The 22,243-nt window shown below is 69.4% G+C and carries 18 protein-coding genes; 14 read left to right on the top strand and 4 right to left on the bottom strand.

Annotated features, from left to right (window positions below; all coding sequences use genetic code 11):
* Positions 1-59: 59 nt before the first annotated feature.
* The 3 genes from WS64_RS23755 to WS64_RS23745 are packed head-to-tail and all read right to left on the bottom strand — an operon-like array spanning position 60 to position 3,551.
* Positions 60-1,043, bottom strand: coding sequence for an alpha/beta fold hydrolase (locus WS64_RS23755; protein ID WP_060967888.1), 984 nt, complete (start codon positions 1,041-1,043; stop codon positions 60-62).
* Between the two features lie 7 nt (positions 1,044-1,050).
* Positions 1,051-2,652, bottom strand: coding sequence for a flavin-containing monooxygenase (locus tag WS64_RS23750; protein ID WP_060967887.1), 1,602 nt, complete (start codon positions 2,650-2,652; stop codon positions 1,051-1,053).
* Positions 2,649-3,551, bottom strand: coding sequence for an SDR family NAD(P)-dependent oxidoreductase (locus tag WS64_RS23745; protein ID WP_060967886.1), 903 nt, complete (start codon positions 3,549-3,551; stop codon positions 2,649-2,651). The genes WS64_RS23750 and WS64_RS23745 overlap by 4 nt, the downstream gene beginning before the upstream one ends.
* Positions 3,552-3,639: 88 nt before the next feature.
* Here WS64_RS23745 and WS64_RS23740 point away from each other — a divergent pair, with 88 nt between their 5' ends.
* Together WS64_RS23740 and WS64_RS23735 are read left to right on the top strand one after the other, a co-directional pair.
* A complete protein-coding gene (locus WS64_RS23740) occupies positions 3,640-4,299 on the top strand; it encodes a TetR/AcrR family transcriptional regulator (protein ID WP_060967885.1) in 660 nt (219 codons plus the stop codon).
* Positions 4,300-4,392: 93 nt separating this feature from the next.
* Complete coding sequence (locus WS64_RS23735) at positions 4,393-4,722, top strand: type II toxin-antitoxin system Phd/YefM family antitoxin (protein WP_081103911.1); 330 nt, start codon at positions 4,393-4,395, stop codon at positions 4,720-4,722.
* Between the two features lie 69 nt (positions 4,723-4,791).
* Here WS64_RS23735 and WS64_RS23730 read toward each other — a convergent pair whose 3' ends face one another.
* Positions 4,792-5,733, bottom strand: a complete 942-nt coding sequence (locus WS64_RS23730; RefSeq protein ID WP_060967884.1) for a LysR family transcriptional regulator — start codon at positions 5,731-5,733, stop codon at positions 4,792-4,794.
* Between the two features lie 126 nt (positions 5,734-5,859).
* On the opposite strand from WS64_RS23730, the gene WS64_RS23725 reads away from it, so the two are divergent.
* From WS64_RS23725 to WS64_RS23675, 12 genes are all read left to right on the top strand, one after another.
* Positions 5,860-6,504, top strand: a complete 645-nt coding sequence (locus tag WS64_RS23725; protein WP_060967883.1) for a glutathione S-transferase family protein — start codon at positions 5,860-5,862, stop codon at positions 6,502-6,504.
* Between the two features lie 36 nt (positions 6,505-6,540).
* Positions 6,541-8,604 carry a pyridoxamine 5'-phosphate oxidase family protein gene (locus WS64_RS23720; protein ID WP_060967882.1) on the top strand — a complete coding sequence of 688 codons (2,064 nt, stop codon included), beginning with the start codon at positions 6,541-6,543 and terminating at the stop codon, positions 8,602-8,604.
* 121 nt (positions 8,605-8,725) lie between these two features.
* Positions 8,726-8,929, top strand: coding sequence for a DUF2970 domain-containing protein (locus WS64_RS23715; RefSeq protein ID WP_006486164.1), 204 nt, complete (start codon positions 8,726-8,728; stop codon positions 8,927-8,929).
* A gap of 609 nt (positions 8,930-9,538) precedes the next feature.
* Positions 9,539-11,764, top strand: a complete 2,226-nt coding sequence (locus WS64_RS23710; protein WP_060967881.1) for a TonB-dependent siderophore receptor — start codon at positions 9,539-9,541, stop codon at positions 11,762-11,764.
* A gap of 59 nt (positions 11,765-11,823) precedes the next feature.
* On the top strand, positions 11,824-12,447 hold the full coding sequence (gene pnuC, locus WS64_RS23705) for a nicotinamide riboside transporter PnuC (RefSeq protein WP_059644631.1): 624 nt from the start codon (positions 11,824-11,826) through the stop codon (positions 12,445-12,447).
* A 35-nt stretch (positions 12,448-12,482) separates the two neighbouring features.
* Positions 12,483-13,691: a phosphotransferase enzyme family protein gene (locus WS64_RS23700; RefSeq protein WP_060967880.1), complete on the top strand. Its 1,209-nt coding sequence runs from the start codon at positions 12,483-12,485 to the stop codon at positions 13,689-13,691.
* A 242-nt stretch (positions 13,692-13,933) separates the two neighbouring features.
* Complete coding sequence (locus WS64_RS23695; protein ID WP_060967879.1) at positions 13,934-15,244, top strand: TolC family protein; 1,311 nt, start codon at positions 13,934-13,936, stop codon at positions 15,242-15,244.
* 26 nt (positions 15,245-15,270) lie between these two features.
* Positions 15,271-16,740 (top strand): efflux RND transporter periplasmic adaptor subunit, encoded by a 1,470-nt coding sequence (locus tag WS64_RS23690; RefSeq protein WP_060967878.1) that lies wholly within the window; start codon positions 15,271-15,273, stop codon positions 16,738-16,740.
* Positions 16,733-16,876 carry a hypothetical protein gene (locus WS64_RS34530; RefSeq protein WP_155720467.1) on the top strand — a complete coding sequence of 48 codons (144 nt, stop codon included), beginning with the start codon at positions 16,733-16,735 and terminating at the stop codon, positions 16,874-16,876. The genes WS64_RS23690 and WS64_RS34530 overlap by 8 nt, the downstream gene beginning before the upstream one ends.
* A complete protein-coding gene (locus tag WS64_RS23685; protein ID WP_060967877.1) occupies positions 16,869-20,081 on the top strand; it encodes an efflux RND transporter permease subunit in 3,213 nt (1,070 codons plus the stop codon). Before WS64_RS34530 ends, WS64_RS23685 begins: the two co-directional genes overlap by 8 nt.
* Complete coding sequence (gene irlR, locus WS64_RS23680; RefSeq protein WP_060967876.1) at positions 20,081-20,764, top strand: heavy metal response regulator transcription factor IrlR; 684 nt, start codon at positions 20,081-20,083, stop codon at positions 20,762-20,764. Before WS64_RS23685 ends, irlR begins: the two co-directional genes overlap by 1 nt.
* Positions 20,761-22,185, top strand: coding sequence for a heavy metal sensor histidine kinase (locus tag WS64_RS23675; protein WP_060967875.1), 1,425 nt, complete (start codon positions 20,761-20,763; stop codon positions 22,183-22,185). The genes irlR and WS64_RS23675 overlap by 4 nt, the downstream gene beginning before the upstream one ends.
* Positions 22,186-22,243 lie beyond the last annotated feature (58 nt).

The following is a 22,243-nucleotide window of genomic DNA, read 5'->3' as shown; positions in this document are numbered from 1 at the left end:
GATGCGGCGCCGGCTGCCCGGCACGGCATCGGAATCCGGCCCTGCGTCGTCGCCGCGACCTATGCGATGCGCACCGGCTGCGCGGCGGCGTCGACCGGCGCGGCGGCGACTTCGAGCAACCAGTCGGCCGTCGCTTCGGGAAGCGTGACCGGCAGCATGTGGCCACCTTCGACGACCTTCAACCGCACGCGCGCCGATTTCTGCGCGAGTGCGTCGCCGTGCTCGCGCCAGTTCAGGATCGGATCGGCACGGCCGTACAGCACGTCGACCGGCAGCGCGAGCTCCGGATAGCGGCGCTCCATCGCGGGCAGATCGACGGGCGCCGACAGCAGGTCCGTCGCCGTCGCGTAGAACACGTGCGGGCGCATCCCGAGCAGGCCGCCGCCCTTGACCGGGAAGTCGCGCGGCACGTCCTCCGGCGCGAACACCTGGCGCACGGCCTTGCGGCCAGTCAGGATCGTCAGCGGAATCGCGAAGGTCCACGACACGAAACGGCGCACGAGCGGCGACGGCAGCACCAGCGGCTTGAACGGCGCGGGCGGTTCGGTCTGCTCGTGCGACAGCGGCGCGATCAGCGCGAGCCGGCTCACGCGGTCCGCATGGTTGAGGCCGACCGCGAGCGCGATCGCGCCGCCGAGCGAGTGGCCGACCAGCACCGGCCTGTCGAGTTTCAGTGCGTCGATGAACGCGGCGACCGTGCGGGCCTGCGCGAACACGTTCGCCTGCGAGGCCGCGCCGCGCAGCGAGCGGCCGGCGCCGGGCCGGTCGATCAGGATCACGCGATGCCGCTGCGCGAGCCGCGCGAGCGGCAGGTACGCGAAATTGCGCCATTGCCCCGCGAGCCCGTGGACGAACACGATCGGCGGGCCGTTGCCGTATTCGACGTAGTGGATGCGGTCGCCGTCGATGTCGACGAAGCGGCCTTCGGGCGGAAACGCGCGCGTCACGCGACGGGCCACGTAAGCGGAAAACAGCGCGAGCGCGGCGAGCGCCGCGACGACGCCGAGCAGGACGTTCTGGATCAGATGGAGCGTAGGAGTCATGTCGGCCTCAGCGGGTTTCGAGTGCGGGTTCGGCAGCCGGCGCGGTGGCGGCCGGGCCGGTTGTGGCGCGGCGTTCGAAATGCATCGCGGAATCGGCGAGCGCGCTGAATTTCAGCGACGCGAGATCGAGCACGTAGTTCTGGTGGAACTTCCACGGCTTGCGGCGCCCCTGCTTCGGCAGGATGCCGGCCGCGCGCTGGATGTAGCCGGAGCTCAGGTTGACCGCCGGCACGTCGCCAAGATCGCCTGCGCCGAGCCGCGGCACGCACGTGTCGTACCCGTTCGCGCGCATGTGGTTGAGCAGCCGGCACACGTAGCGCGCGATCAGCTCGGCCTTCAGCGTCCACGACGCATTCGTGTAGCCGAACGACGACGCGAGGTTCGGCACGTCGCTGTACATCATGCCCTTGTACGACACCGTCTCGGGCAAATCGACCGCGCGGCCGTCGACCGTCACGCGCGCGCCGCCGAGCATCTTCACCTTCAGCCCGGTCGCGGTGACGATCACGTCCGCGTCGAGCTGCTGGCCGCTCTTCAGCCGGAGGCCGGTCGGCGTGAAGCGCTCGATCTCGTCGGTGACGATCGACGCGCGGCCCGCGCGGATCGCCTTGAACAGGTCGCCGTTCGGCACGAGGCACACGCGCTGGTCCCACGGCATGTAGCGCGGCGTCAGGTGCTTCGCGACGTCGAAGTCGGGGCCGAGCTGCTTGCGGGCCGCGCGGATGATGAACTTCTTCGTCTGCTCGGGCTTGCGGCGCGACACGTTGTACAGGTACATCGTCAGCAGTACGTTCTTCACGCGCACCAGCCGGTGCGCGAGCCGCGACGGCAGCACGCGGCGCAGCGCGTTCGCGATCCGGTCGCGCGCGGGCAGCGACACGATGTAGGTCGGCGAGCGCTGCAGCATCGTCACGTGCCGTGCGTCGGCCGCCATCGACGGCACGAGCGTGACGGCCGTCGCGCCGCTGCCGATCACGACCACGCGCCGGTTCGCGTACGACAGATCCTTCGGCCAGTGCTGCGGATGCACGAGCTTGCCCTCGAACGTGTCCATGCCGGCCCAGTCGGGCAGATAGCCTGCGTCGTAGTCGTAGTAGCCGCTGCACATGAACAGGAAGCGGCAGGTGTAGACGAGCGTGTCGGTCGCGCCGTCTTGCGTGCGCTCGATGCGTACCGTCCAGCGCGCGCGGCTCGAATCCCAGTCGGCCGCGACGACCTTCCGGCCGTAGCGGATCGTCTTGTCGATGCCGTAGGTGCGCGCGGTGTCGCGGATGTAGTCGAGGATCGTCTGGCCGTCGGAGATCGCCTTGTCGCTGTGCCACGGGCGGAAGCTGTAGCCGAGCGTGAACATGTCGGAATCCGAACGAACGCCCGGATAGCGGAACAGGTCCCAGGTGCCGCCGATCGCGTCGCGCGCCTCGACGATCGCCACGCTCGCGTGCGGGCAGCGCTGCTTCAGGTGATACGCGGCGCCGATGCCGGACAGGCCGGCGCCGACGATCAGCACGTCGAGGTCGCGCTGTTCGCGATCGTCATGGTTATCGCCACTGTCGTGGCGGGCGCCGGGGGCGGGCGGCGCGTCGCGCCGGTCGGTCGTCGTCGAGGTCATGCGCGGTCCTGGGTCGGCGTGGTCGGGCGCGCGGCGGGTGCGTGCGCGCGTGCGAGGTTGCGGGTGCGGGCGCGGCGCACGTGGCGCAGCATCAGCCACTGGTAACCGGCGCCGAGCAGGCGCGCGATCCGGTCGAGCCGGCGCGCGTCGGCGCCGACGAGCACGCGGCGCGCATTGCGCTCGACGCCCGCGAGGATTTGCCGCGCGGCGTCGTCGGCCGTCGTCGCGTTGATCAGGCGGTTCGCCTGGCGGCGATGGGTCGCTTCGTCCTGGCCCGTCAGCGCATGGATGCTGGTGTCGACGCGGCCCGCGTCGACGATGCACGTCGCGACGCCGCCCGGATGCACGCAGGTCGCGCTCACAGGCGCGCCGTCGAGTTCGAGTTCCATCCGCAGCGCCTCGGTGAAGCCGCGCACCGCGAACTTGGTCGCGTTGTATGCGCTTTGCGTGGGCATCGCGACGAGCCCGAACAGGCTCGACGTGTTGACGACGTGGCCGTCGCCCGACGCGCGCAGATGCGGCAGGAATGCCTGCGTGCCGTGTACGACGCCCCAGAAATTGATGCCGACGATCCATTCGAGATCGGCGAGACGCGCGGTCTCGGCGCTGGCGGCCAGCGACACGCCCGCATTGTTGAAGATCAGGTTGACCTTGCCGTGCTCGGCGCGCACGAAATCGGCCCACGCGAACATCGCGTCGCGGTCGGCGACGTCGAGCCGGCGCGTGCTCACTCGCACGCCATGCTGCGCGCAGGCGGCCGCGGTGCCGGCAAGCCCGGCTTCGCTGACGTCGGCGAGCGCGACCTCGCAGCCGCGCCGCGCGAGTTCGACCGCGAGGCTGCGGCCCATGCCCGAACCGGCGCCCGTGATCGCGGCGACCTTGCCGGAAAACCCCTTCATCCGTCGTTCCTCCCGTTCCGCTTGCGCTGTACCGGCGGCGCATCTATTGTGGTGTTGTTCGTCACCACTTTAGTTTTCGAGTGTCCTGATGTCAAATAGCGGAATGGAGAAAGCACTCGAAACGGAAAAAAGGGGCCGGGCGTATGGCGGCGTGGCGCCCGAGGTGCGGGCCGCCGAGCGGCGCGACGCGTTGATCCGCGCGGCGACGCGCGTGTTCGGCACGGTGGGTTTTCGCAAGGCGACCGTGCGGTCGATCTGCCAGGCAGCGAAGCTGAACGACCGCTATTTCTATGCGGCGTTCGACAGCACCGAGGATCTGTTGCGCTGCACCTACCTGCACCACGCGCAGCAGTTGCATGACGCGGTCGCGCAGGCGGTCGCCGCGCGCGGCGGCGATCTGCGCGAGCGTGTCGATGCTGGGCTCGCCGCGTTTTTCGCGTTCCTGCGTGATCCGTGCGCGGCGCGCGTGCTGCTGCTCGAAGTGATGGGCGTGAGCGCCGATACCGACATGACGTACCAGCGCATGCTGATCGACTTCGGCAAGCTGATCATGGCGATCGGCGCGGCGCGCGAGGCCGTCACGCCCGCCGAGCGAACCGAGCAGCGGCTGATCGGTCTGGCGCTGGTGGGCGCGATGACGAACGTCGGCGCGGCGTGGCTGCTGACCGGCTATCGCGATCCGGAAGCGCAGATGATCGCGAGTTGCAGGAAGGTGTTGCTCGGGACGTTGAGGGAAGCGGGCGGGTAAGGGCGTCGGGAACAGTCGGCTGCCCTCGTCTCGCGCAGGACCGAATTCAGACTATGGTCGGTCTCATCCGGTGCTCGGCAAAGGACGCGCTCCATGAAATTGTCGACTCGAGTCAAGCCGATCAGTTATCTCAAGCGCCATGCGGCCGAGATCGTCAAGGACATCCCGGAGAGCCGCGAGCCGATGCTCATCAGCCGGAACGGTGAGGCGGAGCTCGTCGTCATGGACGTCAAGTCGTGCGAGGAGCATGAAGAGACGCTCGCGTTGCTGAAGTTGCTTGCGCTCGGCAATCGCGAGATCGAGCAGGGCCACTTTCGTCCCGTCGAGGAGGAGACGCGATCGCATCGATTCGTGCCTTTCCGGCTCAGGGCAGGATTCCCGACGAAGTCGTGCATATCGTGTGCGATACGCGCAGGGATCTGAAGTTGTTGCTCATGAGACGGCTCATGCAGGCGTACCGAGCGCCGCTCTCCGCATGTATTCGTTTTTTCGCTACTTCGACCGTGAGCGCCTTGTCGTAGGCGCTGCCGGCGTTTCCCCCAGCCTCGCCTTCATCGCCTCGATGAACGCCCGCACCTTCGGCGACGGCAGCCGCGTCGACGGAAACACCGCATGAATCCCGGCGGGCGCCGTGCGCCAGCCCGGCAGCAGCCGCACGAGCCGGCCGGTCGCGACGTCGTCCGTGGTCGAGAAATCCGTCAGCAGCCCGAAGCCGCCGCCCGCGAGCACGATCGCGCGGCACGCGGTCGCGGTATTCGACACGACCGGCGCGACACAGCGCACCGACGCGCGGCCGCCTCGCACGTGATCGAGTTCGAGCGTATGCGGGCGCGGCAGCGACGACAACATCACGAACGGCAACGCGGCAAGCGCATCCGGATCGCGCGGCAGCCCGTGCCGCGCGACGAACGCCGGGCTCGCGACCAGCCATTTCTCGTACGTGCCGAGCTGCACCGCGCGATAGTTCGAATCGGCGAGGCGGCCGATGCGGATCGCGACGTCGAGGTTGTCCGCGACGAGATCGACGACGCGGTCGTTCGCGACGAGTTCGACCGCGAGCGCCGGATGCCGGTCGCGCAGCGCGACCACGGCCGGCGCGACGACCAGCGCGCCGTAGTCGATCGGCACGCTCACGCGCAGCGTGCCGCGCAGCGGCCCGGTGTCGGACGACACCGCGTCGAGTGCGGCTTCGGTGGCGCGCACGATGTCGCGGCACGCGTCGTAGAACACGCGTCCGGCATCGGTCACGCTCAGCCGCCGCGTCGTGCGCACCAGCAGATTCGCGCCGACCTCGGATTCGAGGCGCTGCATGTGCGTGCTGACGACCGTCTTCGCAAGGCCGAGCCGCTCGGCCGCGGCCGTCAGCGAGCCGGCCTCCACCACCGCGACGAAGATCGCCAGCCGGTTCAGGTTCACGTCGCGCAGATCGGCCATCGTCGATTGTCCTATGCAAGCGGATAATGTTTCCGCGATTATCCGTCTTCTGGCGACGAACGGCGAGCGTTACGCTGGGGCCGTTCGTCGCCGATTCCCGGCGACGCGAGATTCCGGAGTGTTTCCATGTCTGCCGCCAGCAAGCCTGCCTCGCCGATCCGCGTTTATTCGTTCCTGTTGTCCGGGCACGCGCACCGTGTCCGGTTGTTCCTGTCGCTGCTCGGGTTGCCGTCGAAGACCATCGACGTCGATCTCGCGGCCGGCGCGCAACGCGAACCGGCGTTTCTCGCGTTGAATCCGCTCGGGCAGGTGCCGGTGATCGACGATGGCGGCACCGTGATCGCCGATTCGAACGCGATCCTCGTGTATCTCGCGAAGCGCTACGGCGACGCACACTGGCTGCCGGACGACCCGGTCGGCGCGGCCGTCGTGCAGCGCTGGCTGTCGTACGCGGCCGGCCCGATCGCGTCGGGCCCCGCGGCCGCGCGGCTCGTGACCGTGTTCGGCGCGCAACTCGACGCGGAAGCGGCCAGGCGTACGGCCGCGAAGGTGCTCGACGTGATCGATCGCGAGCTGGCCGGCAAGCCGTTCGCGGCCGGCGCGCAGCCGACGATCGCGGACGTCGCCGCGTACACGTACATCGCGCACGCACCGGAAGGCGGCGTGTCGCTCGAACCGTATCCGCACGTGCGCGCGTGGCTGGCGCGTATCGAGGCGCTGCCGGGTTTCGTCGCGATGCCGACGACGCGCGCGGGCCTGCTCGCCGCGTAACGCCTGCCGCCAACGCATCTGTCCACGGAGAACGTGATGACCGCGCCGACCACCGTCGTACCGGGGTGGGAACTCGATACCGCGCCGTTTCACGCGGGCGAGCTTGCCGTGCAGCAGCGCGCAGGCGTGGCGGACGCGGCGGCCGCGGCCGGCCGGCGCGGGATCCGGCGCTTCATGCCGGACCAGCACCGGACGTTCTTCGCGCAACTGCCGTTCTTCGTGCTCGGCGGCGTCGATGCGCACGGCCAGCCGTGGGCGACGCTGCGGGCCGGTGCGCCGGGTTTCGTCACGTCGCCGGACGCGCGCACGCTGCGCATCGCGGCGCCCGCGCTGCCGGGCGATCCGCTCGCCGGCGCATGGCGCGCGGGCGCGCCGCTCGGCGGGCTCGGCATCGAATTCGATACGCGGCGCCGCAATCGCGTGAACGGCGTCGTGCGCGCGGCCGACGGCGATGCGCTGACGATCGCGGTCGAGCAGAGCTTCGGCAACTGCGCGAAATACATCCAGGGCCGCAAGCCGACTTTCGTCGCGCGGGAGGTCGGGGCCGCCGTCGCGCCCGACGTGTCGGGCGCACTGAGCGACGCGGATCGTGCGCTGCTCGCGCAGGCCGACACGTTCTTCGTCGCGAGCGCGAACACGTCGGCGCAGGCCGGTGCGGCGCGCGGCGCGGACGTGTCGCATCGCGGCGGGATGCCGGGCTTCGTGCGCGTCGACGATGCGCGCACGCTGACCACGCCGGATTTCAGCGGCAATCGGTTCTTCAACACGCTCGGCAACCTGCGGCACGATCCGCGCGCGGGGCTGCTGTTCATCGATTTCGAAAGCGGCGATTTGCTGTATGTCGCCGCGCACGCGGAGATCGTGTGGGACGGGCCGGTCGTCGCGTCGTTCGACGGCGCGCAGCGCGTCGTGCGGTTTCATGTGCGGGAAGTGCGGCGCATGCGGGCGGTGCTGCCGTTCCGGTGGTCGGCGGTCGAGCGTGCGCCGCAGTTCGCGGCGATGGCGGCGGCGTCGGGTCCGGCGCCGGCAACGGCCGGACCGGCGCCGTCCGCGGCCACGCCGGTAAAGGCGCCCGCATGGCGGCCGCTGCGGATCGCGAAAATCGTCGACGAAGCGCGCGCGATCCGGTCGTTCCATTTCGAACCCGCGGATGGCGGCGCATTGCCTGCGTACGAAGCCGGGCAGCACCTGACGCTGCGCATCGCGCTGCCGGGCAGCGATGCACCGACGATCCGCAGCTACACGCTGTCCGACGCACCGGGCGGCGCGCATTACCGGATCACCGTGAAGCGGGAAGGACGCGTATCGGCGTGGCTGCACGACCACGCGCAGGCCGGCATGACGCTCGATGCGCAGATGCCGCGCGGCCGCTTCACGTTCGATCTCGCGAGCCCGCGGCCGGCCGTGCTCGTGTCGGCCGGTATCGGCATCACGCCGATGGTCGCGATGCTGCGCCGCGCACTGGCCGACGATACGCCGTCGCGCCGCATCGTGTTCGTGCACGGCGCGCGCGAAGCGGCCGACCGGCCGTTCGCCGCCGAACTGGCGCGCATCGAGGCCGCCGATGCACGCATGTCGCTTCACTGGTTCGACAGTCATCCTGACGAACGCGCGGCCGCGCGGGCCGGCCGGATCGACGTCGCGCAACTGAAGCGGCTCCTTTCGTTCGACGATTACGATTTCTACCTGTGCGGGCCGGCGGCGTTCATGCGCGACCTGTACGACGGGCTGCGCGCGCTGAACGTGCCGGACGAGCGCATCCGCTTCGAGGCATTCGGGCCGTCGAGCGTCTCGCGCAGGGCGACCCGCGCGGCTGCCACGCCCGCGGCGGCAGGCGTGCCGGTCGTATTTCGGCGCACGGGGCGCGAGGCCGCGTGGACGCCCGCCGACGGCACGCTGCTCGAATTCGCGGAAGGGCAGCGCGTGAGCGTGCCGTCCGAATGCCGCTCCGGTTCGTGTGGCACGTGCGCGACACGCGTGCTGTCCGGCGCGGTCGACTACGAGCGAGCGCCCGATGCGGCGATCGAACCCGGCTGCGCGCTGCCGTGCATCGCGCGGCCCGCGCAAGGGGCCAAGGAGCCGCTCGTGCTCGACTGCTGACGCGTGTGCGACATGCCGCCGCAGATCGCCTGCTGCGCGAAAAGCGCGCGCAACTGCTTCTTTTTTCGGATGCCGTCCGGATCGACAATAGCGTCAACCGATTCGATGAAAGGAGCTCATCATGAAACTGCTCGGCATGGTCCGCCTGGTCCTGTGGAGTTTCTTCGGCGTGCGCAACAGCAAGGCGCACGCGACCGATCTCGCGAACGCCAACTTCACGCTGTTGCCGTTCGTCGCGATTTTGCTTGCGCTGCTGGTTGGCGCGGTGATTTACGGCGTCGTGCATCTGGTCGTCGATCCGACCGTGACGATGCAGGGCTTTTGAGCGAACGGCCGGCGAACCGGTAGCGGGCCGCCTTTTCCGCTCCGGTTTCAGGCCGCTCGACCGGCGCATACGACGCCGGCGCCGGAGGTCGGCACGCGCGACGCGCATCGCGATCGCATTGCCGCCGTTGTCGCGCTGCCCGAGCCGCTTGTTCCCGTTCCTGCCTTTCCTGTCTCCCGTTTCCCGTTCCGCCCGGTTCCGCGGCCCTTTGCCTCTCCCGGGGTAAAATGCGCGCCACGCCACGATGTCGCGCGAGCCGGGCACGCCGCCGTTCCGTTGAACGGCCGGCGCCAGTGTCCGCCGCCCGCACCGGGGCGTTCGAAGCGTCCCCCGCATGACGACCGCGCGATGCAGTTGGCCTTCCGACCCGCCCTCGACGAACCAGTCGGCCGCTGCGTCGGTTCCCGGCGCGTCATCCGAATCCGATGTCCCATCCTGCGTGTTTCCGATCGGTCGGCCCGCTCGCGGGCTGCATCGTCCGGTTCGTCTGATGAATATCGTATCGACGCATGCGCCCGGCGACGGGCGCGGCGGCGTTCGCGGGCGAACGATTTGCAGCTTCGTAACGGGTTTCGACAGGGTCGAGTGGCGAGTTTTCCATCCAGAACAATGACGGTGAATAGAACAACAGCGGCACGCGCACGGCGGCGGCGCGCGACGGTCGGGCTCGGTGTCGGGCTCGGTGTCACGCTTTTCGCGGCGCAGGCCGCCGCGGCTCCGGGCGACACGCCCGCATCGGACGCGGCCGGCAGCGCGACGCTGCCGGCGATCACAGTGAGCGGCGAGCGCGGCCACCCGCTGCGGGCGCGCGAAGCGTCGGTCGCGGGGCTCGACGACGCGCCGCTGCGCGACACGCCGGCGTCGGTGAACGTCATCACGCGCGCGCTGATCGACGATCAGCAGGCGAAGCGCTTGAGCGACGTCTTGCGCAACGATGCGTCGGTCGTCAACGACTATGCGCCGGTCGGCTATTTCGAAGGCTTCGCGATCCGCGGTTTTCCGGTCGATCTCGCGAGCGCGATCCGGATCGACGGGCTGACGGTGTCCGGCGAGCAGAACGTGCCGCTCGAGAACAAGGAGCGCGTCGAGATCCTGAAAGGGCTCGCGGGCATCGACAGCGGCGTCGTCGCGCCGGGCGGCGTGATCAACTTCGTGACGAAGCGCTCCGCGAACGTCGCGAGCGTGACGGGTGGCGTCGACAGCCGCGGCTCGACGTCGGCGGCCGTCGATCTCGGCCGCCGCTTCGGCCCCGACCATCAGTTCGGGTTCCGGATCAATGCGGCGAAGGAGAACATGCACGCCTATATCGACGGCACGAACGGGCGGCGCACGTTCGGGTCGATCGCCGCCGACTGGGACATCAGCCCGCGCGCGAGCCTGCAGCTCAACGCCGAATTCCAGCAGTGGATCCAGCGTTCCGCGCCCGGCTACCAGTTGCTCGGCGGCACCGTCGTGCCGTCGGTCAAGACGACGTCGAAAGCGCTCGGCTCGCAGCCGTGGGCGAAACCGGTGACGACCGACGCGCTGAACCTGAACGCGCGTTTCGACTATCGGTTCAACGACGACTGGAACGCGTACATCGCCGCCGGCCGCAGCCGCACGATGATCGACGACAACAGCGCGTTCGCGTACGGCTGTTCGTATGCGGCAAGCTGCGCGGCCGGTGCGACGTCGCCGTTCTTCTTCGGCGCGAATGGCGACTACGACGTGTACGACTTCCGCAGCCCGGGCGAATACCGGCGCAACGACGATCTGCGCGCGGTCACGACGGGCAAGTTCGCGACGGGGCCGCTGCGGCACGAGTTGACGCTCGGCGTGAGCGTGCAGCGCCGCGTCGTGAGCATGGCGGACGCCGTGTACGACTACGTGGGCAGCGAGAATATCTACGGGCCGGACCTGACGTTCCCGCCGTCGCCGAATTCGCCCGGGTCGTCGTATCCGCGCCTCGATGCGTGGCAGTACGGCGTGTTCGGGCTCGACCGCATCAGCCTTGGCGAACACTGGCAGGTGCTCGCGGGTGGCAAGGAAGTGCTGCTGCGCCAGCGTAGCTGGAGCAGCCTCGACGGCGAGACGACGCACACCGACCGCTCGGTGTTCCTGCCGCAGGTCGCGCTCGTCTACAAACCGGTGAACGTGCTGTCGCTGTATGCGTCGTACAGCAAGGCGCTGTCGCTCGGCGACCAGGCGCCCGTGCGCGCGATCAACGCGTACGCGTTCCTGCCGCCCGTCGAATCGCACCAGATCGAGGTCGGCGCGAAATACGACTGGCTCGACCGGCTGAGCCTCACGGCGGCCGTGTTCTCGATCAGCAAGCCGTTCCAGTTCGCCGATCCCGACGCGTCGGGCACGTCGTACACGTTCGTGCAGCGCGGTACGCAGCGGCACCAGGGGATCGAACTCGGCGCGGCCGGGCGCGTGACCGAACGATTGGGGCTGACGGCCAGCGTCGCGGCGATTCGCGCCCGCGCATACGATTCGGGGTCGCCGGCCTACGAAGGGCACCAGATCATCAACGTGCCCGCGCTGCGCGCGTCGCTGTATGCGGACTACGCGGTGCCGGGCGTCGCGGGCCTGAACGTGCTCGGCGGCGTCGAGTACAGCGCGGCGCGCAACGCGAACGAAGAGGGTACCGCGCGCGTGCCGTCGTGGTTCGTGTTCAATCTCGGCGCGCGTTATACGACGAAGATCGGCGGCCATCGCACGGTGTTGCGCGTGTCGGTGGACAATCTGTTCAACAAGTTCTACTGGCGCGACGCAGGCGAGCAGCAGGGCGATGCGTACCTGTTCCCGGGTGCGCCGCGCACCGCGCGCGTGTCGTTGACCTATGATTTCTGATCGGCCGGAAACGGGCGCATGACGCGCGGCCCCGGCAGCCCACCAGGAGAGCACGGACGATGTCCCCACTCGAAATCGCCGGCGTGATCGTCAGCGCGCTCGCGATCTGGCTGACCGCGAAGCGGCGCATGCTGTGCTGGCCGGTCGGCCTTGCGTCGGTCGCGCTGTACGGCTGGATCTTCTTCGATGCGAAGCTGTACTCGGACATGCTGCTGCAGGGCGCGTTCGCGGTGCTGCAGGTGTACGGCTGGCAGCGCTGGCTCGCGCAGCGGGCGAGCGAGGCCGACGGCGGTGCCGACGGCAAGGCGGCGCCTGCCGGCGATGTCGCGCCAGTCACCGGCGTGCGCCCGATGCAGATGCTGCCCGACCTGGTCGCGGCCGTCGTCGGCAGCGCGCTGCTCGGCGGGATGATGGCGCGCTGGACCGATGCGGCGCTGCCGTTCGTCGATGCGTCGCTGACCGCGTTCAGTCTCGTCGCGCAATACTGGACCGCGCGGCGCTACATCGCGTCGTGGGGGCTGTGGATCGTCGTGAACGTCGTGTACGTCGGGATGTTCGTGTTCAAGGAGCTGTATCTGACGGCCGGGCTCTATGCGCTGTTCATCGGGCTGGCCGTGGTCGGCTGGCGCGACTGGAGCCGCACGGCCGCGACGCTGCGCGCGAGCGCGAGCCCGGCCGGCTGATTCGCAGCCGATTCAACCACGGAGCTACGTCGTTCATGTCATTTCCCCTCGAACCGGATGCGCCGGCATCGCGTGACGCCGCGCAGGCGCGCGAGGTCGCGCCGCCGCAGTTCGGCGTCGACGGCGAACAGGCCGAACGCGACTGGCCGCTGATGACGCACGACGAAGTCGCGGCCGTGCTCGCGCGGATCGATGGCGCCGCCGCGCCCGCGCGCCTCACGTGGCACAGCCCGCGGCCGTTCTCGGCGGCCGTGCTGGTGCGCACGACCGACGAGCGCGCGCTGTTCGTCAAGCGTCATCATGCGAGCCTGCGCGACGTCGCGGGGCTCGAGGAAGAGCATCGCTTCATCGCGCATCTGCGCGCACACGGCGTGCCGGTGGCGGACGTGCTCGCCGGTCGCGACGGCGCAACCGCGTTCGCATCCGGCGAGTGGACGTATGAAGTGCACGTGGTCGCGCCGGGTGTCGACGCGTATCGCGGCGTGATGTCGTGGAAGCCGTTCACGCATCCTTCGCATGCGTATGCGGCCGGCCGCGCGCTCGCCGAGCTGCACCGCGCGTCGGCCGGCTACGATGCGCCGGCGCGGCCGGTTCGCCCGCTGCTGTCGAGCTTTCGCGTGTTGTCGTCGAGCGATCTCGTCGGTGCGCTCGAACGCTGGATCACGGCGCAACCGTTGCTCGTCAGGGCGCTCGGCGCGCGCAACTGGCGCGGCGACGTGGCCGACGCGATCGGCCCGTATCACGCGCGCCTCGTGCCGCTGCTGCCTGCGTTGCCGCTGCTGTGGACGCATGGCGACTGGCATGCGTCGAACCTGCTGTGGACCGACGCCGGGCCCGGCGCGCAGGTGCGGACCGTGCTCGACTTCGGCTTGTCGGATCGTACTTGCGCCGTGACGGATCTCGCGCTCGCGATCGAGCGCAACACGGTCGACTGGATGGCGCCGGCCGATGCACGGCGCATCGAATACGAGCAGATCGACGCGTTGCTCGACGGCTACGAATCGCTCGAACCGTTGAGCGACGACGCATATGCGGCGCTGGTCGCGCTGCTGCCGATCGTGCATACGGAGTTCGCGCTGTCGGAAGTCGCGTATTTCGGTTGTATCGTCAACGCGCCCGATATCGTCGACGTGGCGTACGACGGTTATCTGATCGGGCACGCGAGGTGGTTCGGCGAACGTGACGGGCGGCAGTTGCTGGACTGGCTCGTGCAGCGGCGGCGGGGAAAGCAGCACATCACCTGATTCGCGCGCGGGGCGTATGGCCCGCGCGTGTCGCATTTCCGAACCTCTGCATTCTTTCGTGCGGCCATCGTGCCGCCCGCTCACCGAATCCTCCTGATCGTCGAGAGGGGACGCCGTCCCCGCACGGCACCGCACGTCTGCGTACGGTTGCGCCCAACATGACGGAAATATCATCTTCGCCTCATGTTCGCACTGCGGCCGGTCCGTAGCATCGGTCGCAAACCGTTACCGCAGAACCGAACATGTTCAAGCTCAACCTCGCCGTGGCCGCCGTCTTCGCGATGGCCGCGACGGCTCATGCGCAGCCATCGCTGTCGCCGGGGCCGGCCACGGCTCCGGCTGCTGCCGCCCCGATCGGCGCACCGCCATCCGACGCACGTCCTGCATCGTCATTGACGCTTGCCGACGCGCTCGCCGTCGCCGCCCGCAACAACCCGGCGCTGCGCGGCGCGCGCGCGGATGTCGATGCATCGGCCGGCGCGCTGATGCAGGCCGGCGCGCGGCCCAACCCCGAAGTGTCGTTCCTGCAGGAAGGTTTCAGCCGAGCGGAACGCACGTCGACCGCGCTGATCAACCAGACGATCGAACTCGGCGGCAAGCGTCGCGCACGGCTCGACGTCGCGTCGTACGGCAGCGAATCGGCCAGCGCGTCGCTCGACGAGCAGGGCGCGGCGGTGCGCGCCGACGTGATCGCAGCCTTCTACGGGCTGCTCGCCGTGCAGCGTCAGCTTCAGGTGACCGAGGAATCGGCCGCGATCGCCGCGCGCTCCGCGGATCTGGCGGCCCGTCGCGCGCAGGCCGGCAAGGTGTCGCCGGTCGAGGCGACCAAGGCCCGGGTGGCGGCGGCCGGCGTGCAGATCGAAGTCGTGACCGCGCGCGGCCGTGTCGACGTTGCGCGCGAGAAGCTGAACGCGGTGATGGGCGAAGCGCGCAACGCCCCGCTTGCGGTGCTCGGCGACCTCGAAGCCGTACCGTCGGTCGAGCCGCTGTCCGCGCTCATCGCGCGGCTCGACGATGCACCGCTCGCGCGAATCGCGCGTGCCGAAATGCTGCGCTCGAACGCGGCCGTGTCGTTGGAGCGCGCGCGCCGCATCCCGGACGTGACCGTCAGCGCGGGCGTGAAGCGCGTGACCACGGGCGGCGTGCCCGACAACCAGGCGGTGGTCGGCGTGTCGATCCCGATTCCGCTGTTCAACACGAACCAGGGCGCGCTGCTCGAGGCGACGCACAAGGCCGAGCGCGCGAACGCCGATCTCGACCGCGAACGCACACGTCTGCGGCTTGAACTGACGCAGGCGTACGCGAATTTCGAGGCTGCGGAGCAGGAAGCGCAGCGGCTGAAGTCCGACATCCTGCCGGCCGCGCGCGTCGCGCTCGACGCGATGTCGCGCGGCTACGAACTCGGCAAGTTCAGCTTCCTCGACGTGCTCGACGCACAGCGCACGCTGTTTCTGGGGCAGTCGCAATACGTCCGTGCGCTCGCCGACGCGCATACGGCCCGTGCCGATATCGGCCGGCTCGTCGGCACGCCGCTCGCGGTCCGCGCGCAATGAGCGCCCCTCTTGACTGAAGGATCACCATGTCACGCAGCAGAATCTTCATCATTGCGGCAGCCGTGCTCGGCGGCGCAGGAATCGTGCTCTGCGCGCTCGCCGTCGCGCGGGGCGGGAGCGGCGCATCGGCGCCGACGGCCGCCGAATCCGCCCAGGCGGCCGACGGCGCCGGCGCGCACGGCGGTGTCGTGCTCAAGCGCGGCAAGCTGTCCGTCGAGATCGTGATGACGGAAAAGCCCGGCGATGCGCGGCTCGTCGTCTATCCGTTCGTCGACGGCAAGCCCGCGACCCACGGCGTGACCGTGTCCGGCACGCTGGTGCGGTACGACCGCACGCAGGAGCCGCTGCGGTTCGACGCGGCCGGCCAGAAGTTCGTGTCCGCGCAGTCGATCGCGAAGCCGCACGTATTCGATGCGACGATCGACGTGAAGGCGGGCAACGACGCCGCATCGTTCCCGTTCGCGCGCGCCGACGGCGCGGTCGCGCTGACCGACGCGCAACTGGCGACGTCGAAGATCGCGCTCGCGAAGGCCGGCCCCGCGCAGATCGCGACGCCGTTCCAGTTGCCGGGCGAGATCAAGTTCAACGAGGATCGCACCGCGCACGTGGTGCCGCGTGTGGCCGGCATCGTCGAACAGGTATCGGTGTCGCTCGGGCAGAACGTCGCGAAGGGGCAGGTGCTTGCCGTGATCGCGAGCACCGATCTGGCGGACCGCCGCAGCGAACTGCTGACGGCCGAGCGCCGGTTGTCGGGTGCGCGCGCAACCTACGAGCGCGAACGCACGCTGTGGCAGGAGCGCATCTCGGCCGAACAGGATTATCAGCAGGCGCAGGTGCAGTTGCGCGAGGCCGAGATCGCCGTGCAGAACGCGCGACAGAAGCTCGCCGCGCTGAACGCGCCGGCGGGCGCGGGCGCGCTGAACCGGTATGAACTGCGTGCGCCGTTCGCCGGCACGATCGTCGAGAAGCATGCGACGCCCGGCGAGGCGATCGCCGCCGATGCGAGCATGTTCGTGATCTCCGACCTGTCGACCGTGTGGGCCGAGATGGCCGTGCCGGCGCAGCGGCTGAACGACGTGCGCGTGGGCCGCGATGCGACCGTCAGCGCGACCGCGTTCGAATCGCGTTCGAGCGGCCCGATCACGTACGTGGGCTCGCTGCTCGGCGAACAGACGCGCACCGCGCCGGCGCGCGTCGTGCTGCCGAACCCCGACGGCGTGTGGCGCCCGGGGATGTTCGTAAACGTGTCGGTCGACGCGGGCCGCCAGGGCGTGCCGCTCGCGGTCGCGAGCGACGCGCTGCAGGACGTCGACGGCGCGCCGGCGGTGTTCGTGCGTTCGCCGAAGGGTTTCGTCGCGCAGGCCGTCGAAACGGGGCGGCGCGACGAACGCGCGACCGAAGTGCTGAAGGGGCTCGAGCCGGGCCAGGAATACGCGGCGACGAACAGCTTCGTGTTGAAGGCCGAACTCGGCAAGGGGAGCGCGGAACATGAATGAGCAGCAATACGCGTACGCCGTGGCGCGATTGGCGGCCCGATATGCGGCGCGCTTTCCGATCCGCCGCCTGACCGGCCGCGCAGAGCGTCCGGCGCGCACGACCGTACCCCGTTTCAAGGAATCCCGACATGTTTGAGCGCCTGATCCGCTTTGCGATCGCGCATCGCTGGCTCGTGATGCTGGCGATCGCGGCCGTGGCCGCGCTGGGCGTGTTCAGCTACCAGCGGCTGCCGATCGACGCGGTGCCCGACATCACGAACGTGCAGGTGCAGATCAACACGTCCGCGCCCGGCTACTCCCCGCTCGAGGCCGAGCAGCGCATCACCTATCCGGTCGAGACCGCGATGGCCGGACTGCCGGGGCTGGAACAGACGCGTTCGATCTCGCGCTACGGGCTGTCGCAGGTCACCGTGATCTTCAAGGACGGCACCGACATCTACTTCGCGCGTCAGCTCGTCAACGAGCGCATCCAGGAAGCGAAGGACAAGCTGCCGGCCGGCGTCGCGCCCGCGATGGGCCCGACGTCGACGGGCCTCGGCGAGATCTACCTGTGGACCGTCGAAGCCGACGCCAACGCGCGCAAGCCCGACGGCACGCGCTACACGGCGGCCGACCTGCGCGAGCTGCAGGACTGGGTCGTGCGGCCGCAACTGCGCAACGTGCGCGGCGTGACCGAGGTCAACTCGATCGGCGGCTACGTGAAGGAGTATCGCGTCGCGCCGAATCCGGCGAAGCTGATGTCGTACGGGCTGACGCTCGCCGACGTCGTGCGGGCGCTCGAGCGCAACAACGACAACGTCGGCGCCGGCTACATCGAAAAGCGCGGCGAGCAGTATCTCGTGCGCGTGCCGGGCCAGGCGCGCACCGTCGACGACATCGCGAACGTCGTGCTGACCAACGTCGGCGGCGTGCCGGTGCGGATGAAGGACGTCGGCGTCGTGGACGTCGGCCGCGAACTGCGCACCGGCGCCGCGACGTCGAACGGCGAGGAGGTCGTGCTCGGCACGGTGTTCATGTTGATGGGCGAGAACAGCCGGACGGTGTCGAAGGCCGTCGCCGCGAAGATGGAGGACGTGAACCGCACGCTGCCGGCCGGCGTGAAGGCGATTCCGGTGTACGACCGCACGGTGCTGGTGGAGAAGGCCGTCTCGACCGTGAAGAAGAACCTGCTCGAGGGCGCGGTGCTCGTGATCGCCGTGCTGTTCCTGTTCCTCGGCAACATCCGCGCGGCGCTGATCACCGCGATCGTGATTCCGCTGTCGATGCTGATGACCTTCACGGGGATGGTCAATGCGAAGGTGAGCGCGAACCTGATGAGCCTCGGCGCGCTCGACTTCGGGATCATCGTCGACGGCGCGGTGGTGATCGTCGAGAACTGCGTGCGGCGGCTCGCGCATGCGCAGGCGGCGGCCGGGCGGCCGCTCACGCGCGACGAGCGTTTCGCCGAAGTGTTCGGCGCATCGCAGGAGGCGCGCCGCGCGCTGATCTTCGGGCAACTGATCATCATGGTCGTGTACCTGCCGATCTTTGCGCTGACCGGCGTCGAGGGCAAGATGTTCCACCCGATGGCGATCACCGTCGTGATGGCGCTCGCTGCTGCGATGGTGCTCACCGTCACGTTCATTCCGGCAGCCGTCGCGCTATTCATCGGCGAGCGGGTCGAGGAGAAGGAGAACCGGCTGATGCGCTGGGCGCGGCGTGCGTACGAACCGGTGCTCGCCGGTTTCATGACGCGCCCGGCACGCGTGATGATCGGGGCGGGCGCGATCGTGCTCGCCACGCTCGGACTCGCCACGCGGCTCGGCAGCGAGTTCATCCCGAGCCTCAACGAAGGCGACCTGGCCGTCGCCGCATTGCGAATTCCCGGCACGAGCCTGTCGCAGTCGGTCGAGATGCAGAAGTCGATCGAGAAGACGCTGAAGGCGCGCTTCCCCGAGATCGAGCGCGTGTTCGCGCGCACCGGCACGGCCGAGATCGCGGCCGACCCGATGCCGCCGAATCTGTCGGACGGCTACATCATGCTGAAGCCGGCCGACACGTGGCCCGACCCGAAGAAGCCGCGCGAGCAGCTCGTGAGCGAGATCGAGGAAGCGCTCGCCGAGCTGCCGGGTAACGCCTACGAGTTCTCGCAGCCGATCCAGCTGCGCTTCAACGAACTGATCTCGGGCGTGCGCAGCGACGTCGCCGTGAAGATCTTCGGCGACGACATGGCCGTGCTGAACCAGACCGGCGAACAGATCGCGGCCGCGTTGCGGAAGGTGCCGGGTGCGTCGGAGGTGAAGGTCGAGCAGACCACGGGCCTGCCGGTGCTGACCGTCAACCTCGACCGCGACAAGCTCGCGCGCTACGGCGTGAGCGTCGCCGACCTGCAGGATTCGGTGGCCGCGGCCGTCGGCGGGCAGAAGGCCGGTACGCTGTTCCAGGGCGATCGCCGCTTCGACATCGTCGTGCGGTTGCCCGACGAGTTGCGCACCGACATCGAGGCGATCAAGCGGCTGCCGATCGCGCTGCCCGCGCCGACGGCCGGCGCCGGCGCGCCGCTCGCGGCGGCGCCGTACGTGCCGCTCGCGGAGCTCGCGACGATCGACGTGGCGCCCGGCCCGAACCAGATCAGCCGCGAGGACGGCAAGCGACGGGTGGTCGTCAGCGCGAACGTGCGCGGGCGCGACGTCGGCTCGTTCGTCGCCGATGCGCGCGAGCAGTTGCAGCAGGACGTGCGCGTGCCGGCCGGCTACTGGGTGTCGTGGGGCGGGCAGTTCGAACAGTTGCAAAGCGCGAGCGAGCGCCTGAAGCTCGTCGTGCCGCTCGCGCTGTTCATGGTGTTCGTGCTGCTGTTCGTGATGTTCAACAACGTGAAGGACGGCTTGCTCGTATTCACCGGCATTCCGTTCGCGCTGAGCGGCGGCGTCGTGTCGCTGTGGCTGCGCGGGATTCCGCTGTCGATCACGGCGGCGGTCGGCTTCATCGCGTTGTCCGGCGTGGCCGTGCTCAACGGTCTCGTGATGATCTCGTTCATCCGCAACCTGCGCGACGAAGGGATGCCGCTCGACGCCGCGGTGCGCGACGGCGCGCTCACGCGACTGCGGCCCGTGCTGATGACCGCGCTGGTCGCGTCGCTCGGCTTCCTGCCGATGGCGTTCGCGACCGGCACCGGCGCCGAGGTGCAGCGCCCGCTCGCGACGGTCGTGATCGGCGGTATCCTGTCGTCCACCGCGCTGACGCTGCTGGTGCTGCCGGTGCTGTACCGTGTCAGCCACGCGGTGTCGTGGCGCGCGGCGTTGCGCGGCGGGTTCGGCGCGGGCATGATGCGCCGGCTGCGTTTCTTCAAGGGTAATGCGTGATGCGAATTCTGATTGTCGAGGATGAACCGAAGACGGGCGCCTATCTGCGCAAGGGGTTGACCGAGGCCGGCTACGTCGTCGACTGGGTCGAGGACGGCATCACGGGCCAGCATCAGGCCGAAACGGAGGAGTACGACCTGCTCGTGCTCGACGTGATGCTGCCCGGGCAGGACGGCTGGACATTGCTGCAGAACCTGCGGCGCAGCAAGTCGACGCCCGTGCTGTTCCTCACCGCGCGCGACGACGTCGGCGATCGCGTGAAGGGGCTCGAGCTCGGCGCGGACGACTATCTCGCGAAGCCGTTCGACTTCGTCGAGCTGACCGCACGCATCAAGTCGATCCTGCGGCGCGGCCAGCCGCGCGATTCGAACACGCTGCGCGTGGCCGATCTCGAACTCGACCTGACGCGCCGCAAGGCCACGCGGCAGGGCGACACGATCCTGCTGACCGCAAAAGAGTTCGCGCTGCTGTGGCTGCTGATGCGCCGTGAAGGCGAGATCCTGCCGCGCGCGACGATCGCGTCGCAGGTGTGGGACATGAACTTCAACAGCGACACGAACGTCGTCGATTCGGCGATCCGCCGGCTGCGCTCGAAGATCGACGACGCGTACGCACCGAAGCTGATCCACACGGTGCGTGGGATGGGCTACGTGCTCGAAGCGCGCGGCGGCGCGGCCGCATGATCGCGCGCCTGCTGCCGCGGACGCTGCGCGGCCGGCTGACCGCGCTGATCATCCTGTCGACGTCGGTGATCCTCGCGTCGAGCGGCGTCGCACTGTACGAAGCGCTGAGCAATCGCGTCGAAACGACGGCAGCCGAGCAGATGGCCGGCATTTCCGCCGCATTGGGGGCGCACCTGGCCGAGGCGCGCACGACGGCCGACGTCGCGCGCAACATCGACATCTGGATCGACCAGTTGCACGGTCACCCGAACATGGACCTCGCGATCTTCGACGCCGGCGGCGCGCGCCTTGTCGGCACGCCCGGCTTCCGCCCGTACGCGCCGCTGCTGTCGATGAACACCGGGCGCGTGCCGGTCGGCGTCGTGCCGCCGGGCGCACGGCACCAGTACCTGCTGACGGCCGTGCCGCTCGCCGGCGCGGGTGCGCCCGTGGTGCGCGTCGCCGTGCAGTACGATCGCAGCGCCGACGTGCTGCTGTTGCGCACGCATGCTTATACGATCGTCGTGATCGAGGTGTTCGGCGTGGTGCTCGCGGCCGCGATCGCGTACGGCATCGCGGCGCTCGGGCTGAGCCCGCTGCGGCGGTTCGCGGCGCGTGCCGAGCAGATGTCGACGAGCCGGCTCGCGCATCCGCTGCCGGAACTCGATACGTCCGGCGAGCTGAAGGAGCTCGAGCATGCGTTCAACGGGATGCTCGAACGGCTGAACGAATCGTTCACGCGGCTGAGCCAGTTCTCGTCGAATCTCGCGCACGACATGCGCACGCCGCTCACGAACCTGCAGGCGGCCGCGCAGGTCGTGCTGTCGCAACCGCGCGGCGCGGACGAATACCGGAGCGTGATCGAGTCGAGCATCGACGAATACCAGCGGCTGTCGCGGATGATCGAGGACATGCTGTTTCTCGCGCGTTCGGAACAGGCCGGCACGTCGATCGGCGTGCGGCGGCTGAATGCGGCGGAGGAAGCGGAGCGGGTGGCCGGATACTACGAGCCGCTGGCGGAAGATGAAGGCGTGACCGTGAAGGTCGACGGCCACGCGTGGGTCGACGCGGATCTGACGCTGTATCAGCGCGCGTTGAGCAACCTGCTGTCGAATGCGCTGACCTATGCGCCGCGCGGCAGCGTCGTGACGATCGATTGCGTCGAGCAGGGCGGCGCGACGACGATCGCCGTGTCGGATACGGGGCCCGGCATCGCCGCGGAACATGTCGGGCGGATTTTCGAGCGCTTCTATCGCGTCGATCCGTCGCGGCACAATTCGGCGTCCGGCACGGGGCTTGGCCTCGCGATCGTCCGGTCGATCATGGACAACCACGGCGGCGAATGCGGCGTCGACAGCGAGCCGGGCCGCCGCACGACCTTCTGGCTGCGCTTTCCGCGAAGGCCGGCCGAACCGGAACGGCCGGCCGCCACTCGCACCTGACAGCGCGCGCGGCCACGCCCGCGCGTTCGCGGTGAGACAGCCGCGCGGCGCGCGCTGC

This window comes from Burkholderia anthina, assembly GCF_001547525.1.
Taxonomy (GTDB): domain Bacteria; phylum Pseudomonadota; class Gammaproteobacteria; order Burkholderiales; family Burkholderiaceae; genus Burkholderia; species Burkholderia semiarida.
The sequence above is the reverse complement of the archived record's forward strand: the minus strand, read 5'-3'. Positions and strand labels throughout refer to the sequence as shown.